The following is a 23,109-nucleotide window of genomic DNA, read 5'->3' as shown; positions in this document are numbered from 1 at the left end:
TTTCAGACGTCGGCAGCACGCAGCTCACTAACTCCCTGTTGCGCTTTGAGCCTTACCACTTCCAACACTTCCTGGTTTCTGGCCAGTTGCTGGAAAGGCTCAACCGCCCGCTTTTCTTTGTTAGACACCAATGTTTCGATAATCATGATCTGAATGTTAGGATCGGTTTGAATGGCCAGGGACCTCATCAGCGCTTCCGGCACATTCTCTTCATTATCAAAGCGTTGCAAAGCCTGGCAGGCAGCAAGCCTGACGTTGACATTCGGATCAAAATTGAGTGTATTAATAAGCAGCTGCGTAATTTCCTGATCCACATTGGCCAGGTCGTAACTCTGGTTAACCGCCTGAATGCGCTCGCTGGCCGAGGTCGAATTCATTTTTTCAAAAGCCAGTACATTTTTCATTTCAACCTGTGACACAGACTCTTTCGAAGAAATCAACGGATTACCTGCCACGTTGCGATCCTGAAATGCGCGTCCTCCCAAAAACCCGACTATTAAGAGCGCCAGTCCAGCCGCAATCCGCACCAGCCAGCTCCCGAAACTGCGCACCGGACTTTGCTTTGGCGGATCCAGCAATAATAATAACTCGCTGCCGAATGTCAGGGAAGGATGCTCGTTCCTGGCCTCCACAAAATAACCAAACTGTGCTGCATGGCTTTTCAAATGATCCGGAACATCGCCGGTTTGAAAAAAGTATTTGAGTTCTTTTTCCTCTTTAATGGTCGTTTCGCCTTCGTAATATTTCTCTAATAACTTTTCAATATCCTGATTCATAATCGTTTGCTTTAAGGTAATTCTCCCGAAGCTTCTGCCTCGCCCTCGAAAGGATTGTGCGAATGTTCGCATTGGTCAATCCTGTAACCTGCTCAATCTCCTCAAATGTGTATTCCTCCACATCGCGCAAATGCAGCACCAGTTTGTGTTGGTCAGGCAACTCGCCTATGAGCTTATGGATAAGCGCCGCGCTGTCGCTGTTTTCCAGCTGCCGGTGCGGGGAAAGGTCCCCGGCCTGCACACTGGATATATCCGCATCGTTTTGCATTTTTTGCTTGTGATGCGATTTCAGCTTGTCCATACAAAGGTTTTTGGTCATTTGCACGGCCAATGCTTCAATACTGTTGTAGGTTTCCAGCTGCTGCCTGTTCGCCCACAACCTTAGCAACACATCCTGAATCGCATCTTCGGCCTCCTCGCGGTTGCGAAGAAACATTTGCGCCAATCTGAAAAGGCGTCCCTGCACGGGAAGAATGCGTTGGTTAAAGGCTTGTAAATCCATTTCAAATACAAAGACGACCCAACCCGAATTTCGTTACAGGCTGGGAGGGAATTATTTTTAAATCTTTTGAAATGTTTTAGAGAACAGGCACTTCTCAGCAATGATATGCGGCAGGCAGCTCTTCAATCGCCTGTATTGTTTGATTTATCCTACCGAAAGTTATGAACGAAGTATCGGTGCAGGCTTGTAAGGGATTGCCTTGATAAGGCGTGTGTTATTAAACTCTTCAATTGTCCGCACATTTTCCGCGGGAATAATGCCACGGTTAATCCAGTTTACCACTGTTTCAACATTCTTGACATTAAAACGATTACAATATTCCTTGATAGTCACCCATTCCGCCAGGTCAACCACTTCGCCCTGGCTGATCAGATAGTTCGTTGCTTCTTTAATAGCAGCATCAGCGCCTGCGAGTAACCGCTCGATTTCTTGCGCCAGGTCCGGCGTTGTTTTCATTTGATTATCATCTTCGAAGACCATATTTCAATCATTTAAAGATTCCAACTTCTCTATCAAATCCTGCAAGGCTTCAATCTTATTCCAGATTTCCAATCTCTGATCCTCCGTCATCTCCTCCGACCTGTCCCTCAGTAACTGCCTAAGCGCAGCAAGGTGCATTCTCAAACTAAACAACTGCATAGGTGTGTATTTTCAACAAATATAAAACTGTTTGGCAGCCAAACAAATCCATATCCGATATTAAACGTTTGCAATTGGATGTGATCGAAAAACTTTTTTAGATTTGTTGATTACTTAAAAATACACACGTATCACAGCTATATGGACGCACTAGATATTTTATCTTCAATGGTTATCGTCGCAGCAATTGCGGCAGTGGTTTATAAATCCGCGAAACTCTTTTACAAGATTATCACTAATGCTGATCTGACGGTTACCAATACTAAAACTGGTAAATCCATTAAAATGGGGGCGCATCCAACCCCTGGTTTTGCTGAAAAACTACTGGAAGTGCTCAATTCATGACACGCGTTTTGCCTGAACCTTCTAGCATTCCAAAACGACAAGCTATAAAAGTTACCGGAATCACCTTTGTTTTGACCAGTATCGCAAACAAAGTCAGCGATCCCACCTACAAAGATTGGCTGGTGTCACTGAGCCCCTTGTTCGGCTATTTGCTTCATTTGCTTTACGCAGTGGTAGCTTGCGAAATCTCCTTTGCTTACTTTCAAAACCGGGTCAACCGATTTGTAAAGGAATTGAAACTGCGAAAAATGGATCCTGAATGTGACGAAATTGAAGCAAAACAACTTGACAAGGAAATGGCGGACATGCGTAGGGTGTTGATAGAAAGGCGTATAAAAGATCTCAATGCCCGGTTTTAATCAACGGCGTCCTATCATTCACTTCAAATGAAAACGGGCAACCAAAAACAAAACACACTGTGAAGCATTATTGTCTGATCATAGACAATGAAATTTCGGCAAGCTCGGCTAACCATCAATTACATTTCAGACGCAGGAAATCCCATTCCGGATGGCTGATAGCACAGGTTAAACAATTACGATCTGGTTTAAACCGTTTGCAGGGCTAAATTGTCATGACTTAAATGCGTTGTTTACTCAATATGCTTAGCCATGAACCTGAAAATTTCTACTATTATCCTCAGCTCCGTTATACTTGGCGGAACCATTACGACCATTTGTCTTAGCATTGGTCAAAGTCGTCTGCCGGAAGGAACACTGAATGTAAATGCCGTGAATGTAGAAACTGCATCGCATTGTAAATATGTCTACGACGAATTGGCGCATAAACTCGTGGCTTACAGTGCAACGGAAAAGTGCGCAGCTGACAGAGGTTTTTCTTTTAAAATCGGAAGCCGGATTTTGGAGCTCACGAAAGGATCTCTGAGGGAATCACAACCCATCACGCTCTGAGACCACTGCACGCTCCAAGATCACTGCGCTGTTCCAAACATTTCTTCATAGTGTTGGGAGGGCGTCAGGATGCCACCGCTTTCGGCGTAAAATGTTGCGTCAGTGAGGTAAACGCCTTTTTGCGTACGGATCCAGGACGCGTCCTTTTTGGGATGATAGGTCATTAATTTCTCCCAATTTTTATAATACTGATGACCATTTGTTTCCTGTAAACCAACGGTCATGCCCGGAAAAGGCTGCAACCTTGCCGCCACATTCTTGTTCCAGTCCACTAAAATCGGATTGACGGTTAAGTCTGCGCAGAAGCATGGCACTTTCTTTTCATAGGCCAGCTGCGTAATTTTCATGGTCATACTGAGCGTTTTAGCAATTGCTTTGACCGCAATAGCGCTATAACCCAATTCGATCCGGTGCGCTGCATCTTCAACCGTGTGCGCACTTTCATCCGCAGCTACGCGCACGCCCATATCACCCACAAAAGCTTCGTTCTGCTCTTCAAATGGCTCTTCGATCACCGCGATCTGATCAAAGGCACCGATCTTTTTGGCATGGTCCAGAAAGCGCAGCAATGTTTCCTTTTTTTCATATCGCCCGTTTGCATCAAAATAATACGGGATCTTGCCATTCTGCGTGTAGGGGGTTTCGTAATGTCCGATCGCCTTGTGCACAGCGGTTAGGAAAGCGATATCTTTTTCGATCATTTCCTGCTGCGTCCCAGCCGAACCGGTTTTTAATTTCATGATAAAATAACCTTCATCCGCCGCCTGCTTGATCCGCTCGGCCGAGGTTCCTACACTGAATGAAGGGATACTCGCGACTTTTTTGTGCTTGTAGGACATGCCCGGCTGGTAGGCGGCCGGAATAAGTTTATCAAACTGGTCAATGTTATTTTCTTTCGCATATAAAAGCCATGCAGCATTGTCGACGCTCACCAATGCATTGAGCGCAAATGTTTTGCGGAGATCCGGGTTGCCGGTGACTTTTTTACCATAAGCCAAAACCTCCGGCAAGATATCATCCAGCAGCTTTACCGGATCCGAGAACGTAGTGCCCTTGATCATTTGCAAAGCGCGCTCGGTCATAGCGTACATCAATGCATTCCCCGCACTCTCGGAATGTCCGGCAAAAACTTTTGAATCAGACCATAACACACCCTGCGTCCCGATTCCGATCTTCCTGATCCCCGAGTCGGATTCCAGCAGGGAAATGGCTTGCCAGCTATCTGTGATTGCGCTTCCCTTGAACCGGTATGGATTCAAAGGCTCTCTTTCGAAGTTGGAATTAACGTTTTTGATCCGGATCGCTTTCATGGGTTTGGGAAAATCCGGGGAAGCGCTTGTAAGTTCCGGGGCCAGCATGCCGGCCGCCGCAACAAGGCCTGCCCTATTAATAAACTCCCGCCGGGAAATATTTTCAGTGCTTTTTGTGAACATCTACATTACTTATTTTCAGACCGTTTATTAAAGGACTTAGAAACGCGCAACTACCCTGACAGGCCGTTATTCAAGGATTACTCCCGGTTTTTCCATTGCCTGACTTACATGCAATAGCCCGGCCCTTTCATGGAGGAATAGTTTTTTACGCACCAAGGCAAAATCAACAACTATTCACCATTGCATGTATGAAAAATGACACAACAGTTCTGGAAGAACCATTCCGGAAAAGACCTGATTTGCCTGATTACGAATTAGTTAACCTAACTATTAACGGCCAGTCTTTTAAACTCAAACTGCAACCCTGGGTAAGCCTTCTTGATGCGATCCGGGAATATGCCGGATTAACCGGGACAAAAAAGGGATGTGACCACGGCCAATGCGGCGCTTGCACAGTACTCATCAACGGCAAGCGCATTAATTCCTGCCTGACTCTTGCAGTCATGAAAGACGGTGAGGCGATTACGACCATTGAAGGACTCTCGGACGGAACCAGCAACCATCCTTTACAAGATGCATTTGTAGAACACGACGCATTTCAATGTGGCTACTGCACGCCCGGACAGATCTGCTCTGCCGTGGGCCTGATCAACGAAGGCCGGGCCAATTCCCTGGAAGATGTGCAGGAACTCATGAGTGGCAATATCTGTCGCTGCGGCGCTTATAACAACATTAATGCGGCCATTATGGAAGTTAAATCGAAAATGGCATGAACAGTTTTTCATACAACAAAGCCTATGACGTCGCAGAAGCTGTGGCGGACATTCAGGAACACGAACAAGGAAAATTTATAGCAGGCGGCACCAATTTGCTCGATCTGATGAAAGAGAATGTGATGAAACCCGATCATTTGACGGACATTAACCGGCTTGACCTGGCAGATATCACGGAAAATGAGGACGGCGGATTAAGGTTGGGCGCGCTCGTTACCAATGCAGACACCGCGTGGAATGTGCTTGTAGAGCAACGCTACCCGCTGCTTTCAAAGGCCATTCTGGCTGGTGCATCGCCCCAATTGCGCAATATGGCGACAAACGGCGGAAACCTGTTCCAGCGCACGCGATGCTATTATTTTTATGATACAACAACCGCTTGCAATAAGCGCGAGCCGGGGTCCGGTTGCTCTGCGATCAATGGGATCAACCGAATTCATGCCATTCTCGGAACAAGTATGCAATGCATTGCCACACATCCATCGGATATGTGCGTCGCGCTTGCCGCATTGGATGCGAAGGTGAACATTTCAGGCCCAAATGGTGACAGAACACTGGAATTCGCTGATTTGCACCGGTTACCGGGCAATACACCGCACTTGGATACCAACATTGCCCAGGGTGAGCTTGTTACTTCCATTGACCTTCCGCCCGGCAATTTTACCAAAAACACATTTTACCTGAAGGTACGCGACCGGCAATCGTATGCCTTCGCATTGGTTTCGGTGGCAGCAGCATTAGACATGGATGGGGATGTGATTAGGGATATACGGGTTGCGATGGGTGGCGTTGCGCATAAGCCGTGGCGGCGCAGGGATGTAGAGCAGAGTTACATTGGAAAAGTAGCTTCCACCGAAAATTTCAGGGAACTGGCCGAAACTATGCTCACAGGTGCTGTGGGTTTTGGTGGTAATACTTTCAAAATTGCATTGGCCAAAAAAGCAATCGTACGTGCTTTGAACGAGGCGCTTAAAACAGGAGAAAATCTATGAAAACGCAATATATAGGGAAGCCCGTAAGCCGGGTAGACGGTTTGGCGAAAGTCACGGGAAGTGCCAAATACTCAGCAGATTTCAAAGTGGAAGGAATGCTTTATGGCTACATTGTATCCAGCGGCATTGCAAAAGGCAGAATTGTAAGCATTGATGTGTCGGAAGCCATGTCGTTAAAAGGCGTTTTACAGGTTTTTACGCATGAGAATGTGTCGGGCTTGCCTTGGTTCAGTATCAAATATAAGGATATGGACGCGCCTACCGGCTCGCCTTTCCGTCCGCTGCATGATGATAAGATCGTTTACAGCGGCCAGCCTATTGCCCTGGTTGTGGCCGAAACGTTCGAACTGGCGAGATATGCATCTTCGTTAATTCATGTGGAATATCAGGAAGAAACATTCACGACTGATCTGGTTGAAAACTTAGGGAATTCATATAAGGCACCTTCGGGTAAGATTGGTTTTGTACAGCCAAAGTCACGCGGTAATGCTGAGGAAGCTTATGAGCAGGCAGAATTCAAAATGTCCGGCACTTACCAGCATGGGGCCGAGCATCATAACCCGATGGAGCTGTTTTCCACAACGGCGATCTGGGAAAACGAAAAGCTGACGGTTTATGATAAAACACAAGGCGTTTCCAATTGCCAGTTTTACATTGGTAACGTATTTGGACTTGCCTATAAGGATGTGCGGATCATTTCGCCTTATGTGGGCGGCGCTTTCGGTTCTGGGCTAAGGCCACAGTATCAGCTTTTTATGGCTGTACTTGCTGCTTTGGAATTGAAAAGACCGGTTAAAGTAGGGTTAACGCGCCAGCAGATGTTCACATTCGGACACAGGCCTGTTACAATGCAAAACGTTGCGCTGAGCGCATCAGCGGATGGCACATTGGAATCCATTAAACACGAGGCATATTCTGAGACTTCCCGGTTTGAAAACTATACAGAGATCATCGTAAACTGGTCGGGGACGATGTATAACTGTGATAATGTTAAATTAAAATATGACCTGGTAGGCCTCGATATGTACACACCTGTGGATATGCGCGCGCCAGGCGCGGTTACGGGTGCGCATGCGATAGAAAGTGCTATGGACGAACTCGCGCATGAGCTCAAAATGGACCCGCTGATTTTCAGGTTGAAAAATTATGCCGATGAAGACCAGACAGAAGGAAAACCTTTTTCCAGCAAAGAACTGATCGCTTGTTACCGGGAAGGTGCAGAGAAATTCGGATGGACCAAACGTAGCATTGAACCGCGCTCAATGCGGGAAGGAAACCAGCTGATTGGCTGGGGAGTGGCAACGGCTGCCTGGGATGCATTCCAGATGCCCTGCCGGGCAAAAGCATTGTTGTCCATCGATGGAAAGCTGGCGGTAAGCAGCGGAACTTCCGACATTGGAACAGGCACTTACACCATTATGACGCAGATTGCTGCGGAAAGTCTCGGCTTGAAAATCGAAGACGTCGCATTCAAATTAGGTGATACCAATATGCCGCTTGCGCCGCTGGAAGGAGGTTCCTGGACAGCAGCTTCGGTGGGTGCAGCCGTGAAAGGCGTTTGCGAAGACGTCAAAAAGAAGCTGGCAAAAATGGCTGTCAAAACCAAAAATTCACCATTCTACAATGCGGATACGAAAGACATTTCGTTCGATTCAGGAATGTTGTCGGATATGAATGACGGTTCAAAAACCATTTCTGTCGTTGACCTGATGCGGCTTGCTGGCGTTAACAGCATTGAAGAAACTTCGACGAGCGGCCCAAATCCGATTAATAAGATGAAATACACATTCAATTCGCACGCGGCGGTTTTTGCGGAGGTGAAAGTGGATGAAGACTTAGGGATCGTGCGTGTAACACGTGTCGTATGCGCAGTTGCAGCAGGGAAAATCCTGAATCCAAAAACTGCCCGGAGTCAGATCCTCGGGGGCGTTGTTTGGGGAATCAGTAAGGCGCTGGAAGAAGAAAGTAAAATGGACCACCAATACGGGCGGTTTATGAACCACAATCTATCAGAATATCATGTGCCTGTAAATAAGGACATTAATGATATTGAGGTGATCTTCGTGGAAGAAAAGGACGACATTGTTAACCCATTAGGCATTAAGGGCGTTGGGGAGATCGGGATCATTGGCGTGGCAGGGGCAATTGCCAATGCTGTGTTCCATGCAACCGGTGTTCGCGTGCGGAACCTGCCTATTACCCTGGACAAAGTCCTTCAAATTGCAGAGGATGATCACAACCAGGTTTCGGTTTAAAACCATCTTAATAGCGTAAAAAAAAGCGTGGCGATCGATCGCCACGCTTTTTTTTATACCTTTTCAATCCATTCGATCATCTTTTTGCGACCGGCCTCGTCGGGAAGTTTGCCGAGGGCTGCGCCCAGGTTATCAGTTACATGCTTTACGTCTGACGTCCCGGGAATGGCGCAGGTAACCGCAGGATGGCTTATAATGTATTTCAAAAAATACTGAGCCCAGCTCTTAATCTCATAGTCAGCTGCAAAAGCCGGTAATTCCTTACCCTTTACTGCCCTGAACAAAGCGCCCTGCTCAAACGGCTCGTTTATGATCACAGCCACACCTGAATCTTTCGCAGCATTCAGCAAGCTTTTTTCGGCATTCCGCGAGCGGATTGAATAATTAAATTGCACAAAATCAACTTCCCTAGACTTCACGATTTGTTCCAGACGGGCGTGGGCTGAATCGGTATAATGGGTAATGCCAATGTATTTTATTTTTCCCTGCGCCTTCCAGTCTTTCAATGTTTTAAGGTGCGTTTGCCAATCCTGCAAATTGTGGATCTGCATCAATTCAATTGTCTTCCGCCCCATTTTCCTGAATGAATCATTCATCTGCTTAATCCCCTCCTCTTTGCCGGTTGTCCAGACTTTGGTAGCGAAGAAAAATTTATCATTGTTTTTTAATTCGGTGGTAAGTGCGCCAATCACTTCCTCCGCACGGCCGTACATAGGCGAAGCGTCGATCAGCTTGCCGCCCAGGGCTTCCATTTCTTTCAAAACCTGGGTCAATGCTGCCCTCTCGCTGGCTGCCTGGCCGACATCGAATTGCTGCCACGAGCCCAGGCCGATAACCGGGAGCTTTTCGCCGCTGGCTGGGATTGTTCTTTGTAACATGACTTTCTGTTCGGGATTAGCATGAGAAAACAATGGGGTCAACAGCATGGCGCCAGTGGACAGACCAATGCTTTTGATAACATTACGGCGGGAAAACGACTCTTCCATATTTTAAGGGTAGGATATAAAAACTTACACTGGCTAATTTACACAACAATCACAAAACTCAACCGCCTAAACCAAAAAAGGAGCCCGGCTCACAGCCAGGCTCCTTTTCCAGATCTTCACACCAAAACTAACTCCCTATTTTTTCTCAATAGTTACATTAACCTTATAATCCTCAATATTGGGCGTTTGCGTGCTTACCGGATAGGGCTGCAATTCACTTACTGTCAATATGTAGTTTTTACCACTTAATGCAAATGCCTGCGAATCGGTTTTTGCGTCTCCTTTGAAATCGACATTTACCTCCGTTGAGTTGACTGCATCCGACACATTTAACTTGATTTTCGCGCTCCTCATGTGAATGCAAACTACATCTTTGGGACAACGGCTGTCGTTCACTTCCCGAAGATCCACTTTGAGATCGGCTCCCGACGCAGCGATGGTTGTCTGCTTGCTGACAAAACAAAACAGCCGGAAAATTTCCGGCTGTTTCTCATTTATGTGGGAAAATTATTCCTTATCCCGCATTGTTTCCATCTTTATCTAATCTCACCCTGGCACTTTCACTGCCTTTGGCTACCTGCAATTCGTAATACGGTGTTTTGGATCCTTCTTTCACTAAAAAGGCTTTTTTCACTGTCCAACCTGAAAATTCTTCACCTTTAATGGTCTTTTTAATTCCCTCAGGAAGGTCTTCTGGTTTTACCGCTACTTTATCTTCTTTTGATGTTGTAGTGGTTTTTGTAGTCGTCTCTTGCTTTGTCTCCGTTTGGGCCGACTCCGCTGTTTGCGCTGTGGCTTGAACAGAAGCGAAAGAGATAAGTGTCATGGCTAAGGCCGATACTATTAGCTTTTTCATAATGTAGGTTCGTTTGAACTTGTTTATTTTGCGTTTCTGTGCATCCGCACTGTTACGTAGTTAGCTAACATCATTGTGCCAAAACCCTTAAATTATTGATTTTCAATAATTTATACAAAATACCTTACTTGCAATTGTGTCGAATGAAATCCACGTTTTGTGGGATTTATAGCCAGCTTCGTTAATTCAAAACCTGACCTTCTTTATTAATTTTCATGCGTGACTGCTCATCAGCCTTCCGAACAACGAGTTCATAATACTGGCCACCGTCATCAGCTACGACCAGATATGCATCTGAAATCGTCCATCCTGCATATGATTTATTATTCAATGCATTGCGCACTTTTTCCGGAAGGTCCTCCGGCCGCACCTGTACACGCTTTTCGAGCTCAATAACAGTTGCTTCTTTGACGAAACCCGCATTTTTATTGCCTTCACTTGTAAATGTAGAACCGACAACGCCAACTCCGAATAATATTGAAATAAGCAAAAGTCCCATTTCAAAAAATACCTGTCTCTTCTTCATAATTGATAGCTAATGCCGACACCTTGGTCGGCGTCATTGCTATATGGCCAAAATTATGCCTGCTGTAAAAACAAAGAAGCCATACCCGGCTGGGCATGGCTTCAAAGCGGATTAAAATCGATTATTTGTCGTAACCTGGATTTTGGATCAATTTTGCGTTACGGTTGATCTCGTCACGGCTGAAAGGACGGAAATACATTTTATCAACCCACGTCCGGTTTTCATGCGATTTCTCAACAACCGGCGTGTAGGTGTAAGTATAAACGTCTGTATCATAGTGATAAGGCTCTCTCATAGACTTGCCAGGCTTGAATTTGCCCAGCACGTTGATATATTCCAAGGGACGGCCTAATGTTTCTTTGGCAATCATCCAGCGGCGTGCATCATGGTAACGTTGCTCTTCGTAAGCCATTTCAATGCGTTTTTCGTGACGATACGCCTCTTTCAAAGCCGCGCCAGTCACTTTCAATGCTGGCATACCCGAACGGAAACGAATCCTGTTCAGCCAAAGCAAAGCTTCTGCTTCCTGACCAACTTCAATGCTCGCTTCAACATAGTTGAACACAACTTCCGTTGTACGGATGAATGGCCAAGGGATATCCTGACGATCTGTGTTGTCGTACAATGTCGGGTTTGGATCAATGAATTTACGCATGTAGTAACCTGTGCGGCTACCATTCCAGTCTTCAATGGAACTGCTGCGCGTATCCAATCCTTTGCGGTTGATCAATGCTCCTTTGTCGTCCAAAAGGTCATAAGCGCCTGTCTGGATCTGGTTTGCAGGATCCTTTGCATCTGATGGACGTGGCTTCCAGTCTGCGCCGTCAAACATTACCGTTGCGTAGAAACGCGGATCGCGGTTTTTGTAAGGCGCTGCTTTGTGCGTAGGATTGGTCCATGTGAAACGTGTTCCGTCCATCAGCTCATAATCATCCACCAAAAGTCCGATTGGCGTATTTCCAGCCCAATTGTGGTAACCATTAGGGCCATTGTTCAAGCCGGTCTGGCGTGCACCTTCGCTAAGGCTAGGCGTGAAATAACGTCCGAAAATGATCTCACTAGCAGCCGAAGCGTCCAAGGTTTTATCACCACTGGCACCGCCCATTGCAATTGAAATATAATTTGTCCTTCCCTGCGCGGCTGTTACCGGCGCAGTCAGATTGAGCTTATAGCCTCCGTCCGTTGCAGCCAATGCAGCTTTTGCGGCAGCCAGAGCAGCAGCCCAGCGCGCTTTTCTGTCACCGGAAACATAACCCAGGAATTCAGGGTTAGGATATGCAGCAAGCACAGTCGATTTCGCTTTAGCAGTAGGCATATCATGCAAATCGCTCGCAGCATATAGCAATACCCTCGATTTCAGCGCCAATGCAGCAGCTTCGGTCGCGCGGCCTTTCACCAACGTTTTACCTTTCAGCAACATTGCAGCGCTGTCCAGGTCAGTAACAATGCGCGTTACGCATTCTTCATAGGTGTTACGGGGCACAGAGTAATCTTCATTCAGGTTATAAACCTTTGTGATGATCGGAGCAGAACCGTAGTAACGAACCAGTTGCTGATAGTAATATCCGCGCAAAAAGTACGACTCTCCCATCAGACGTGCTTTCAAGGTTTGGTCCGTAAAAGTCGCCGTTTGGAGATTGGCTATCGCCAGGTTTGTAGCCCGGATACGCGTGAACATCGGTCCCCAGCCGTAAGTATCATCTACCCAGCCCAGGTTGGAAGGGCTTAAACTTCCCTCGTTCACCGTATTAATGTTCCGGCCAGTGTGCGTAAATACTGCTTCATCTGTAAGAGAAGCAAGCATTTGCTCGCTGAATCCGCCTTGCTGTAATCCTGCGTAAATTCCCGTCACAAACCCTTCGGCCAATGGGCCTTCTTTCCAAACTTCTTCTGACGGAATTTCGGTTGGAGGCGTTACGTCCAAAAATTCCGTGTCACAAGACACCAGCCCGATCGAGCCCAGTGCTGCTAAAAATATCCAATGTTTATAATTCAGTTTCATTTCTAATTCTTAAAAAGTTACACGTACACCTGCATTAAGTACTCGCGATTGCGGATAATATTGTCCGTTTGAGCTCGTCGATTCCGGATCCCAGATTTTGATCTTATCGAATGTGAACAGGTTAAGTCCATTTACATACAACCTCAGATTACCCAAACCAACTTTGCTTCCGATTTCCGAAGGCAGGTTATAACCAAGCTCAATGTTTTTCACACGCAGATAATTGTTGCTTCTCAGGAAGTAAGTATTCGCGCCGGCATTGTCGAAGTTGGTATAATAAGTGTTGTTTCTGTTCGCAAGTCTTGGCTCAGTTGAGCTTGGATTGTCAATGGTCCAGCGGTTATCATATGCATATTGCAGATAATTTCCAATGTCCCCGGATTCAGTCTGTCCAATGTATTGCAACCCGCCTAGTGCTCCCTGGAACAGGATCGAAAGGTCAAATGCTTTGTAACCCAGGTTGATCGACGCACCGCCGGTAAATTGCGGACGGTTTGTTTTCTCAGATCGTACTTTATCATCAGCGGTGATTCTTTTATCTCCATTGATATCCTTAAACTTCATGTCACCTGGACGGATCGTTCCTGTAATACCACTGTAATCCAACGGGTTCGAATCAACTTCGCCCTGATCGCGGAACACTCCATCGTACTGATACGCCAGGAATGAATTATATGGCATTCCCGTTGTCTGCTGGTAAGTTGGCGCGCCCGGCGTTTCGTCCCAGAATTTGATCTGGTTCTTCGCATAACCACCATTCACGCTTACAGAGTAGGTAAAGTCGTCCGCGCTGCCGTCGTAGCTCACTTTGAATTCCCATCCTTTGTTTTGCAGCTTGCCCAGGTTTTGAGGCGGCAGTTTTCCGTCAATACCAGCACTGGAAGGTGTAGAACCTGTTTTCGGGATCAGGATATTAGAACGGTTGTTTACAAAATAATCAAATTCGAAAGCAACTTTATCGCGGAACAATGTTCCCTCGATACCGAAGTTCATGTTGTTGGCAACCTCCCATGTAAATGCCTTGTTAGCCACACGTGATTCAAGAAGCGTTTTAGCAACCTGATCATTGATCACGTAAGAACCAAAACCCATTGTTGACAAATACTGATATTCAGCAAGGATTTCTGTTCCAACCAAATACGGTTCAGCACCCATTTGTCCCCATGAACCACGGATTTTAACATTGTTCAGGAAGTTGATATTTCCCTTCCAGAAATCCTCCTCCGAAATTCTCCAACCTGCCGAAATTCCTGGGAAGAAACCAAAACGGCCGTCCTGCGGGAATACGTAAGAACCATCGACGCGCCAAAGAAATTCAGCAAGATATTTCTCTTTGAAGTTATAACCGGCTCTACCGAAGTAGCTCAGACGAGCTCTGTTAAACAAATCTGTATTGTTATAAGTTATCCCGTTAGCCGTTGTAGAACCTGAGTTACCAATGTTCTGCTCAGGCGTTCCACCTGCGAAAAGCTGATCTACAACCGGTGAGATAAAGTAGCGACGGTAAGCAAAAAATCCATCCGCATCCACTTTCTCGCGCTGGATACCAGCCATTACATTGAAGTTATGCGAGCCAAACGACTTCTCGTAAGAAACCTGACCTGTGAGCTGAATAGACAATTCCTGCGAAGAAGTTTCAGTCAAACGCGGATCACTGAATGTCGAGCGAACCGTTCCAGTCAGGAATGGAGAAGTTCCATCCGCTTCGTAGGTTTTTTTATCCCAAAAATAAAGCGTCCATGGTTTCTGGAACGACTTCTGACGGCGGATCTGCTTATCAATCGCTGCCATTGCATTCACTTTCAAACCTTCAACCCCGGGAATAAGGATTTCTAGGGAACCGTTTGTTTGAATGTAGTCGCGTTTGTCGTGGTTGTAACCCGTTGTGTTGGTTGTAATAACCGCAGGGTTCTGGCCATTTTCAATATCAGGACCAGGTCTTCCATCTGGCCAGATCGCAATTTCAGTTGGTTTACCACGCATCAACATACGGAAAATGTCACCCGCGCCACCGCCATTCGGGAAACGACGGAACTCTTCACGAAGCGTCAAGCCCAGGTTTGCACTTACATACTTATTGATTTTTGTATCCAGATTGATACGCATATCATATTGCTTGTAACCCGTTGCAGAATTCACATAGTTACCTTCTTGGTTAATATGCCCAAGCGATGCAAGATATTTAATGTTCTCGCTACCACCTGTCAGCTGCAAGTTATGGCGTTGCTGCGGCGACCATTTACGGATCACGCTGCCATACCAGTCTGTGTTCGGGTGGATCAAAGGATCTGAACCGTCTGTAAATTTCTGGATATCATCCGGCGTAAATACCGCGTTCAGCACATTGCCATTGTCTTTTCTGGTATAGGCACCATTGGTATTGAAACCTTGCAGTGCACCTGCCCACTCACCTACCTGAAGGTTATCATAAATCTGCAATTCGTTACGGATTGTAGCGTATTGCGTTGCATTTGACATCGTTGGCGTACGTGTCGGCTGACCCATACCCATGTTAAAGTCATAAGATAACTGAGGTTTTCCGGTCTTACCTCTCTTAGTCGTAATCAAAATAACCCCGTTACCCGCACGTGAACCGTAGATCGCAGCAGCCGCATCTTTCAATACGGATACGCTCTCAATGTCGGCAGGATTCAGACGGTCCAAACCACCACTCCGGTTAGGAACACCATCCACAACGATCAATGCATTGCTGTTACCCAGTGAGTTAGTACCACGGATACGGATCGCAGAACCATCGTAACCCGGCTCACCGCTGCCTTGTACAGCAGATACACCCGGCAGACGTCCGCTCAATGTGTTGGAAAGGTTGGTTGCCGGCGCTTTCGCCAATTCGCCACCCTTAACCGCTGTCACAGAACCTGTTAATGTCGCCTTTTTCGCTGTTCCATAACCTACGACCACCACTTCTTCGAGTGCTTTTGTATCCGTAAGCAATTTCACGTCCAGGCTGGTTTTGTTGCCCAACGGAATCTCCTGCGTAATATAACCGATAAAGGAAAATACCAATGTTGCGGTTCCGGGAGCATTCACCGTGTAATTTCCTTCTAAATCTGTGACGGTACCCGTAGATGTACCTTTTACCACAACGCTAACGCCGGGAAGCCCCTGCGACTGCTCATCATTGACTTTTCCCTTTACCGTAACATCCTGAGCAAATGCAGCGGCCGTGACGGTGAACGTCAGTAAAAGGGAAAAAAAGTACCGGCTTAGGCTCCGGCCTTTTTCAGGTTTAGAAATCCCCATAAGTAGAGTAGAAATAGTAGATAGTTAAAAAATAGTTAAACAATGCAAAATCTTAGTCCTTATATAAATGGCATTTTCGGGCGTCGTCTCAGCGATTTGTGTGTCTTTTTTACACAATTATTTCAATTAAAAGATCAGTCATATTTTTTTCCTCTGCGAACGCTGTTTTACGCAGAACACAATCAGCAAAATTTAGAGGGGGTTGAAGCAAAAGCGACACTTGCGCTGCTTACTTTTTCCGTCGTTGCGGAGCCGGCATATTGTAACCGGGAGTACAAAAAGATATGATATTATTCACATAAACAAGCATTCCTGCTTTCTGACTATGTTTTCTTCGAAAATAACCATAGGTTACTAAACGTATATCCCATAACCGTGTCATATCGACACTTAAATGCTGATTATTCCATAAATTGTTACAAAAATTGATTATGATGATGCCTTCACTAAACCCTTCCGACACTAATTCCAAGCAATCCGTCAGCGCAACGCTGCAAAAAGAAAAGAGCAAATAAAACACCTCGCTCCATAGGTGATATAACTACAAGCGAATTGTTTTTATTATGTTTTTAAATAAAATATTTACATCACGTTATAAGGAGTACTGATAGGTTGTTTGATAGTGGGATTTTAAATTTGCAGCATAGAAATAGAAAAAGATTCGACCAATTCATCACACTTAACAAAAGCAATCTTATGAAGAACGAAGCAGAAGGTATCCAATCACTTAATACGCCGCTCAACGGAGGAATTGCTTGCGGCCTTTTTTTGGGCGTTGTCGGAGGCCCCGTCGGCGCGTTCATTGGCGTTGTCATTGGAGCAGCAGCGGGTTTTTACTACGATAAAAAGGAAAGTTCATTAAAGAATAAATCCGCGAATTAATTATCGTTGTAACTTTTTCAAGATAACACACACGCACCCATCCTGCATGGACAAATACTTTAATGCATTGGCAATCCCAATCATCACAGCGCTTAAGATCTCCTATTCCTATAAAGATCTAATCGGAAGATTCAAAACGAATATCTAACACGCAGATCAAGCGGCAACCGGTTTAGTCATTCACTCATTCACTCATTCACTCATTTAAACTCAATGTGCCGTCCAGCCGCCGTCGACGGTTACTATCGACCCTACCATGTAATTTGCGGCTTCGCTGGATAGGAATATGGCGGCGCCTTGGATCTCGGGGAGATTGCCCCAGCGTTGCAAGGCGGTGGCGCCGATAATGATGTTGCGGGCTTCGTCGCTGTCGGCGATAGGGATGTTCATTTCGGTGAGGAACGGGCCGGGACAAATTGCGTTCACATTGATATTGAACGGGGCAAGCTCCATAGCCAATGCGCGCGTCATTTGCACGACTGCACCTTTGCTGGCTGTGTAAGGCGTCCGGTTGGCAAGGCCGACGAGCCCGAGCGTGCTGGCGAGGTTAATGATCTTACCACTTCTCTGCCGCTTCATGACAGGCGTAACGGCACGCGACGCAAGCCACGTGCCATTCACATTCACATCCATAACCTGATTAAAATCCGCAGGCGACAGCTCGTCGATCGGCCCGCGTATATTGATGCCCGCACTGTTGATCAGAATGTCAATTTTGCCAAAAGTTTCCACCACGAATTTCACCATTGCCTCGGTCTGTTCGAGGCTGGTAATGTCTGCTGCGAAAGAATGGATCCTCGTTCCGAATGGACGCAGCTCTTCTGCGCTTTTCTCTCCGTCGGAAGCATTGCGGTTTACTAGCACAATGTCCGCTCCGGCGGAAGCCAGCCCGGCCGCCATAGCAAGCCCGAGGCCTTTGGACCCGCCGGTGATGACGGCCACTTTTCCCGTCAGATCAAAAAGCTTTATTCCCGGTAAATTCGCGACAGACATAGAAAGTTAATATTGATGGAACGCCTGCGAGACGAATTCGAGCACCTTGGGCAGCGATTCGCGCCAGTAAGTCCAGTTGTGTGCGCCGTCGCGGATGCGGAACTCGTGCGGGATTTCCTTTTTCTTCATGGCAATGTGCACCAGGCTGTTGCCTTCGAAAAGGAAGTCGTCATCCCCGCAGTCAATGTACCAGCGGATGGCTTTTTTCTGATCATCTTTGATTTTATCAATCAACGCCAGCGCACTGTGGCGGTTGTAATAATTGGTCACCGTTGAATCCTGAATGTCCGGATTGGCGTTGTTGCGCTGTAAATTCTTTTTCGCGTCCTCCACCGTGATCGGGCCGGCTGCTGCGCTCAATGGGCAGGCCGATGAAAAGAGTTCGGGATGGTGCAACGCATACATGAAAGTGCCTCCTCCTCCCATCGAAAGTCCGGATATAGCCCTGAATTTCTTGTTGGCCTTGATCCTGAACTTCTTCTCCACATGCGGCATCAGTTCCTGAAAAAAGAAATCTTCATAATTCCAGTCACCCTTCACATCATTAAAATAACCTCTCCGGCCCGTGTCCGCATCGGGCATGACGATGATCATGGGTGTTGCTGTGCCTTCGCGGATGGCTTTATCGGTAATGTTGAGGACTTCGCCAAATTGCACCCAGCCTGTATGATCGTCGCCTGCACCGTGCAGCAGGTAAAGCACGGGATAGCTTCTTTCTGAGGTCGCATAATCGGGCGGAAGATAGATCGCGTATTTTCTTTCGGATTTCAGAAGTTTACTGGGCACCGATAAATTATCCATCACCTTACCAGTTTGGGCAAAAGCGGAAACCGCCAGCATAGCCAGCAGACAAGCAGCGTAAATCTGTCGCATAAAGTCGTGTTGATTGGGGTTAGAAAATCCTTCGGAATAAAAAGTAACCGCGCATCACACTTTACCCGCAATGTTGGTAATCATTCCTTTAAAAATGAATGCATGAAAAGGAAGCACCGAGTACCAGTATAACCTTCCCGCCAAGCCAAGCGGGCGAAATGTGGCCGTTTGTTTCAAAACATTGTTTTCATCGAGGCAGAATTCCAGCCAGGCTTCGCCGGGAAGTTTCATTTCTGCATACAGCAAAAGTCTCTTTTCTTCTTTATTGGCCAGCAGCACACGCCAGAAATCGAGCGGGTCACCCGGATAGATTTGTTCGGGATGCCTCCTCCCGCGCCGCAGCCCTACCCCGCCGGTTACCTTGTCCAGGAAGCCTCGTATTTCCCAAAGCCAGGTTCCGTAGTACCAGCCGGTTTTTCCGCCAATGGACCAGATCCTTTTGAGCACATATTCGGGATCGTCAATTTTGAGCTCTCTTTTGTCAATAAAACAACCATTGGTAGGCACCTGCATATAATTGGAAATCCCTTTTGACAATGCGGCACTGCTTTGAGCGCCTGTCCAGCTGGATAAAACCTGGTTCTGCTCTATTTTATCAAAAGCCAGACTGATCGCTTTTTCATAACCCAGCAATTCAATATGAAGCCTTTCTGCCAGATCATTTGGCCTGCATACAACCTTCACCTTCATGCTGTGCACCAGGTTTTTAGCCAGTGAATAGGATGTGGAAGTGACGAAATAAAGCCAGTAGGAGGACAATTTCGGCGTCATTACCGGCACAACCAGGATGCGCCGTTTCAAGCCACGGACTTCTGCGAATTTCAGCAGCATTTGTTTGTAGGTCAAAATGTCTGGCCCGCCTATATCGAAACTTTTGCCGTAGGTTTCTTCTAACAGCAATGTGCCGGTCAAAAAATCGACGACATTTCGGATGGCTATGGGCTGGCATTGCGTATGCAGCCAGCGGGGCGTGATCATAACCGGCAGTTTTTCAACCAAATCCCGAATTATTTCAAAAGAAGCGCTGCCCGAACCGACAATGATGCCTGCACGCAATGTGGTTAATGCATAATGTTCGGATTTGAGGATTTCCTCAACGTTTTTGCGCGAAAGTAAATGTTTGGAAAGCTCTTCTTCATTAATGATCCCGCTCAGGTAAATGACCTGCCGGGCATGCGTTTTTTCAATCCTCTGCTTGAAATGCGTCGCGGTCGTTTCTTCGAGTTTTTCAAAATCCTCGCCGCCGCCCGTGGACATGGAGTGGATCAGATAATACGCGACGTCAATGTTATCCGGGATGTTAGCGAGCGTTTCTTCACGCAAAAAATCCACTTCTAAAACAGTTGCGCCAGGAAACTGCTGCGCATTGAAACGCTGCTTATCCCTGACGCAACAAAAAACCTCATGTCCTGCTTCCAGTAACACCGGAAGTAATCGCTGTGCAATGTATCCGGTGGCACCCGTCAGTAGGATTTTCATTTAGTTTCGTTTATTTCTTTTTAATCTTCATCGCAACGGGATCCCAGTTGATGATCTTTTTGGAAAAATAACTTTCGTTGCAAGCCAAAACCGGCGCTGCGGCGCGGAAACCGAAAATCGGATCTTCGACTGTCCCTACGCTTCCCTTTTTAATATTATCAAAAAAATCGGCGAAGTGGTTGGCATGCGCATCGTCCTCTTTCGGCGCTGTGAACTTCACTTCCTTCACCGGGTCTGCCTTGTGGGTGTCTTCGGGATATTGGGCGTCATATTGCTTTTTAAATTCCTTCTGCTCACTTTCCGAGAATGTGTTATAACTATCATACCCGCCAAATCCAGGCGCTTTGGGAAGTTTTTTCTTGGTTAACACCAGATTGTTCTCAGTAAATTCTATCTGTCCTTCGGTTCCGATGATGCGGGTGTTGTTCGCGATTGCTCCTGCATTGGCAAAATTCACGCGCAGCACCATTTGAAAATTTGCGTGAATGTCTGTTTTTGGGTAATCCAGAATAGAAACCAGCACATCCGGCACATCACGGCCATCTTTCCAGTAACTGAGCTCACCAGACGACATAATACGCTCGGGACCAAGCGAATTAGTAACGAAATGCACACCAGTGATCAAATGCACAAAAAGGTCCCCTCCTACGCCCGTTCCATAATCCCGGTAATTTCTCCATCGGAAAAAGCGCTTGGCCTCAAACGGAACTTTGGGCGCGTCGCCCAGAAACTGGTCCCAATCCAATGTTGTCTGTGAAGCATCTGTCGGGATGGAGTAATTCCAGGCGCCTATGGAGTTAAAACGGTCATTGTTAGACTCTACGTAGTTGATCTCGCCAATTTCCCCTGCCTGAAAAAGCCTTTTCGCTTCTTTAAATGAGGCAGAACTAATGCGCTGGCTGCCGACCTGCATAGTTTTTCCCGATTTTTTCCAGGCGTCTATCACAGAAAGCCCTTCGTTAATGTGATGCACCATTGGTTTTTCACAATAAACATGTTTTCCGGCTTGTAACGATGCTTTGGTAATGTGGTCATGCCAGTGGTCGGGCGTAACGATCAGGACGGCGTCAATATCTTTTCTTTCAAGGATCTGACGATGGTCACGTGTTGTAAAAATATCTTTTCCGAAAACCTCTTTCACACGTGTAAGCCTGCCATCATACAAGTCTGCCGCCGCAACAAACTCCGCATTGGGCGCGCCCCTTAATACGGCTTTTGTATCCTGATGGCCCTGGATTCCCATCCCGATCGTTGCGAAACGGATCTTATCATTGGGGCTGATCTTTTTAAGGTCTTTGATAATGTTGAAAGGCTTGGCAATGCTTTCGGTGGCTAACAATGCGGAGGCTGCTGTTACGTTGCTAAGAAATTTCCGTCGGGTAGGATTCATATTAAATATGACTAAAATGTTACATTGTGATGATTCCACTAAAATAAGGAATAAATGCTTGTCGAACCACAACGATCTTCTAATTACGATTCATGGACAATTCTCAAAGAAAAAAACTGGTAGATGAGCTGATCAGCCTCATTGAAAAAGGAAACGCACACGTCAGTTTCACGGATTCTGTGGAAGGTCTGCCACCGGAGCTGCGAACCGTTATCCCAGAAAATCTGCCTTACAGCATATGGCAGCTGGTGGAACACATCCGGATTGCGCAAAAGGATATTGTAGATTTTTCAGCCTCCTCCGACAGTCCCTCACTAGCCTGGCCGGAAGATTACTGGGTAGAACCAACCAACACAGTCAGTGATGATGCCTGGAATGCCTCATTAGCACACATTGAAGAAGACCAGCAGCGCTTTCAAGCTTTATTGGAAGATGAAAACAATGATCTTTTCTCACCGCTGCCCTGGGGAACCGGACAAAGCTTATTGCGCGAAGCCATGCTGATCGCCGACCACAATGCTTACCATACGGCAGAAATTGTGGTTGCAAGACGTTTATTGAAAAGCTGGAAATAGAATAGAACGCCACGTCGGCAGCGGCGTGGCTTTTTATAGTTCTTCTATGAAAATATCTTTGAAAAAAACCTTTGCTTTTCCGCCTCCATGGATCTGTAAACAAATGAGACCCTGCTGGGGAATGGCCTTATCGGGCTCGGTATAATCCACGGTCTGCTTGCCATTGAGCGCAATGCGGATCCGGCCATTTTCGCTCCATACCTGGTAATCGTTCCATTCATTCAGCTTCACAAGTTTGAGCACTTCGGCGGAATCGGGCGCGATCAGCGTTTTGTTCCTGCGGGACTCATCATAAAGGCTCGCCCAGAATTTTTCTCCCAGATCCGCCTGATAGCCAATCATTTCATAAGCCGGGTCTTTTGATCTCACACTATGGAACTGAACGCCCGTGTTGATAAAGCCTTCGTGCCCTGTGAGTTTGAATTTGAGGTTCAGGATGAAATTCGAGTATTTTTTTTTGGTACATAAAAACTCATTGTGGGGAACAGTTTCTTCCAATGAACCGCCCGCAATTGTGCCGTCTTCTATCTTCCACGTTTTCACCGTATCGCCCTCCCAACCGTTGAATGTCTTCCCGTCAAAAAGTGAAACGCGCTTCTTCTGGGTTGCTAACGCTGCAATAGTAACCAGCATGACAGATAGAAACAGGTATAATGATGTTTTTAACATAATGCAGATATAAAGTTCGATCTGGGATAAAAGCCCGCCGGCTAAATA

24 protein-coding genes are annotated in these 23,109 nt (G+C 46.5%); 9 read left to right on the top strand and 15 right to left on the bottom strand.

Features of this window, described 5'->3' with window-relative positions; translation table 11 throughout:
* Positions 1–2: 2 nt before the first annotated feature.
* The 3 genes from L0659_RS12165 to L0659_RS12155 all read right to left on the bottom strand — a co-directional run bounded on the left by L0659_RS12165 (position 3) and on the right by L0659_RS12155 (position 1,758).
* Positions 3–776, bottom strand: a complete 774-nt coding sequence (locus tag L0659_RS12165; protein ID WP_235126299.1) for a HEAT repeat domain-containing protein — start codon at positions 774–776, stop codon at positions 3–5.
* Positions 760–1,278, bottom strand: a complete 519-nt coding sequence (locus L0659_RS12160; protein WP_235126298.1) for an RNA polymerase sigma factor — start codon at positions 1,276–1,278, stop codon at positions 760–762. Before L0659_RS12160 ends, L0659_RS12165 begins: the two co-directional genes overlap by 17 nt.
* 159 nt (positions 1,279–1,437) lie before the next feature.
* Positions 1,438–1,758, bottom strand: coding sequence for a hypothetical protein (locus tag L0659_RS12155; protein ID WP_235126297.1), 321 nt, complete (start codon positions 1,756–1,758; stop codon positions 1,438–1,440).
* A gap of 300 nt (positions 1,759–2,058) precedes the next feature.
* Here L0659_RS12155 and L0659_RS12150 point away from each other — a divergent pair, with 300 nt between their 5' ends.
* The 3 genes from L0659_RS12150 to L0659_RS12140 all read left to right on the top strand — a co-directional run bounded on the left by L0659_RS12150 (position 2,059) and on the right by L0659_RS12140 (position 3,173).
* A complete protein-coding gene (locus L0659_RS12150) occupies positions 2,059–2,262 on the top strand; it encodes a hypothetical protein (RefSeq protein ID WP_235126296.1) in 204 nt (67 codons plus the stop codon).
* Positions 2,259–2,621: a hypothetical protein gene (locus L0659_RS12145; protein ID WP_235126295.1), complete on the top strand. Its 363-nt coding sequence runs from the start codon at positions 2,259–2,261 to the stop codon at positions 2,619–2,621. The genes L0659_RS12150 and L0659_RS12145 overlap by 4 nt, the downstream gene beginning before the upstream one ends.
* Positions 2,622–2,873: 252 nt before the next feature.
* Entirely contained in the window at positions 2,874–3,173 is a 300-nt protein-coding gene (locus L0659_RS12140; RefSeq protein WP_235126293.1) for a hypothetical protein, read from the top strand.
* 20 nt (positions 3,174–3,193) lie between these two features.
* Here the strand turns inward: L0659_RS12140 and L0659_RS12135 are convergent, their stop codons facing one another.
* Positions 3,194–4,606 (bottom strand): mandelate racemase/muconate lactonizing enzyme family protein, encoded by a 1,413-nt coding sequence (locus tag L0659_RS12135; RefSeq protein ID WP_235126292.1) that lies wholly within the window; start codon positions 4,604–4,606, stop codon positions 3,194–3,196.
* Positions 4,607–4,794: 188 nt separating this feature from the next.
* On the opposite strand from L0659_RS12135, the gene L0659_RS12130 reads away from it, so the two are divergent.
* Genes L0659_RS12130 through L0659_RS12120 form a run of 3 tightly spaced genes read left to right on the top strand, consistent with a single transcriptional unit; the run spans position 4,795 to position 8,566 of the window.
* Positions 4,795–5,319 carry a (2Fe-2S)-binding protein gene (locus L0659_RS12130; RefSeq protein ID WP_235126290.1) on the top strand — a complete coding sequence of 175 codons (525 nt, stop codon included), beginning with the start codon at positions 4,795–4,797 and terminating at the stop codon, positions 5,317–5,319.
* The gene (locus L0659_RS12125; protein WP_235126289.1) at positions 5,316–6,311 is read left to right on the top strand and encodes a xanthine dehydrogenase family protein subunit M; all 996 of its coding nucleotides are present in this window, start codon (positions 5,316–5,318) and stop codon (positions 6,309–6,311) included. The genes L0659_RS12130 and L0659_RS12125 overlap by 4 nt, the downstream gene beginning before the upstream one ends.
* The gene (locus L0659_RS12120; protein ID WP_235126288.1) at positions 6,308–8,566 is read left to right on the top strand and encodes a xanthine dehydrogenase family protein molybdopterin-binding subunit; all 2,259 of its coding nucleotides are present in this window, start codon (positions 6,308–6,310) and stop codon (positions 8,564–8,566) included. Before L0659_RS12125 ends, L0659_RS12120 begins: the two co-directional genes overlap by 4 nt.
* Before the next feature lie 53 nt (positions 8,567–8,619).
* On the opposite strand, the gene L0659_RS12115 is transcribed toward L0659_RS12120, so the two are convergent.
* From L0659_RS12115 to L0659_RS12090, 6 genes are all read right to left on the bottom strand, one after another.
* Positions 8,620–9,552 (bottom strand): aldo/keto reductase, encoded by a 933-nt coding sequence (locus L0659_RS12115; protein ID WP_235126287.1) that lies wholly within the window; start codon positions 9,550–9,552, stop codon positions 8,620–8,622.
* A 135-nt stretch (positions 9,553–9,687) separates the two neighbouring features.
* Positions 9,688–9,906, bottom strand: a complete 219-nt coding sequence (locus L0659_RS12110) for a hypothetical protein (protein ID WP_235126286.1) — start codon at positions 9,904–9,906, stop codon at positions 9,688–9,690.
* A gap of 160 nt (positions 9,907–10,066) precedes the next feature.
* Positions 10,067–10,408 (bottom strand): hypothetical protein, encoded by a 342-nt coding sequence (locus tag L0659_RS12105; protein WP_235126285.1) that lies wholly within the window; start codon positions 10,406–10,408, stop codon positions 10,067–10,069.
* 181 nt (positions 10,409–10,589) lie between these two features.
* A complete protein-coding gene (locus L0659_RS12100; RefSeq protein WP_235126284.1) occupies positions 10,590–10,934 on the bottom strand; it encodes a hypothetical protein in 345 nt (114 codons plus the stop codon).
* A gap of 121 nt (positions 10,935–11,055) precedes the next feature.
* Positions 11,056–12,936: a RagB/SusD family nutrient uptake outer membrane protein gene (locus L0659_RS12095; protein WP_235126283.1), complete on the bottom strand. Its 1,881-nt coding sequence runs from the start codon at positions 12,934–12,936 to the stop codon at positions 11,056–11,058.
* Positions 12,937–12,945: 9 nt separating this feature from the next.
* A complete protein-coding gene (locus L0659_RS12090) occupies positions 12,946–16,200 on the bottom strand; it encodes a TonB-dependent receptor (protein WP_235126282.1) in 3,255 nt (1,084 codons plus the stop codon).
* Positions 16,201–16,242: 42 nt separating this feature from the next.
* Between L0659_RS12090 and L0659_RS12085 the strand changes: the two genes are divergently transcribed.
* Together L0659_RS12085 and L0659_RS12080 are read left to right on the top strand one after the other, a co-directional pair.
* Positions 16,243–16,488 carry a hypothetical protein gene (locus L0659_RS12085; protein ID WP_235126281.1) on the top strand — a complete coding sequence of 82 codons (246 nt, stop codon included), beginning with the start codon at positions 16,243–16,245 and terminating at the stop codon, positions 16,486–16,488.
* 408 nt (positions 16,489–16,896) lie between these two features.
* Positions 16,897–17,082: a hypothetical protein gene (locus tag L0659_RS12080; protein ID WP_235126280.1), complete on the top strand. Its 186-nt coding sequence runs from the start codon at positions 16,897–16,899 to the stop codon at positions 17,080–17,082.
* A gap of 210 nt (positions 17,083–17,292) precedes the next feature.
* On the opposite strand, the gene L0659_RS12075 is transcribed toward L0659_RS12080, so the two are convergent.
* Genes L0659_RS12075 through L0659_RS12060 form a run of 4 tightly spaced genes read right to left on the bottom strand, consistent with a single transcriptional unit; the run spans position 17,293 to position 21,817 of the window.
* The gene (locus L0659_RS12075) at positions 17,293–18,075 is read right to left on the bottom strand and encodes an SDR family NAD(P)-dependent oxidoreductase (RefSeq protein WP_235126279.1); all 783 of its coding nucleotides are present in this window, start codon (positions 18,073–18,075) and stop codon (positions 17,293–17,295) included.
* Positions 18,076–18,081: 6 nt separating this feature from the next.
* Positions 18,082–18,948, bottom strand: a complete 867-nt coding sequence (locus L0659_RS12070; protein WP_235126278.1) for an esterase family protein — start codon at positions 18,946–18,948, stop codon at positions 18,082–18,084.
* Between the two features lie 54 nt (positions 18,949–19,002).
* On the bottom strand, positions 19,003–20,427 hold the full coding sequence (locus L0659_RS12065) for an SDR family oxidoreductase (RefSeq protein WP_235126277.1): 1,425 nt from the start codon (positions 20,425–20,427) through the stop codon (positions 19,003–19,005).
* A 10-nt stretch (positions 20,428–20,437) separates the two neighbouring features.
* A complete protein-coding gene (locus L0659_RS12060; RefSeq protein ID WP_235126276.1) occupies positions 20,438–21,817 on the bottom strand; it encodes a Gfo/Idh/MocA family protein in 1,380 nt (459 codons plus the stop codon).
* 92 nt (positions 21,818–21,909) lie between these two features.
* Here L0659_RS12060 and L0659_RS12055 point away from each other — a divergent pair, with 92 nt between their 5' ends.
* Positions 21,910–22,392, top strand: a complete 483-nt coding sequence (locus L0659_RS12055) for a DinB family protein (RefSeq protein WP_235126274.1) — start codon at positions 21,910–21,912, stop codon at positions 22,390–22,392.
* Positions 22,393–22,425: 33 nt separating this feature from the next.
* Here L0659_RS12055 and L0659_RS12050 read toward each other — a convergent pair whose 3' ends face one another.
* Complete coding sequence (locus L0659_RS12050) at positions 22,426–23,061, bottom strand: DUF1080 domain-containing protein (protein ID WP_409018986.1); 636 nt, start codon at positions 23,059–23,061, stop codon at positions 22,426–22,428.
* Positions 23,062–23,109 lie beyond the last annotated feature (48 nt).

The sequence above is a fragment of the Dyadobacter sp. CY347 genome (assembly GCF_021502655.1).
Classification (GTDB): Bacteria; Bacteroidota; Bacteroidia; order Cytophagales; family Spirosomataceae; genus Dyadobacter.
Note: the sequence above shows the minus strand (reverse complement) of the source record. Positions and strands in the feature narration are given on the sequence as shown.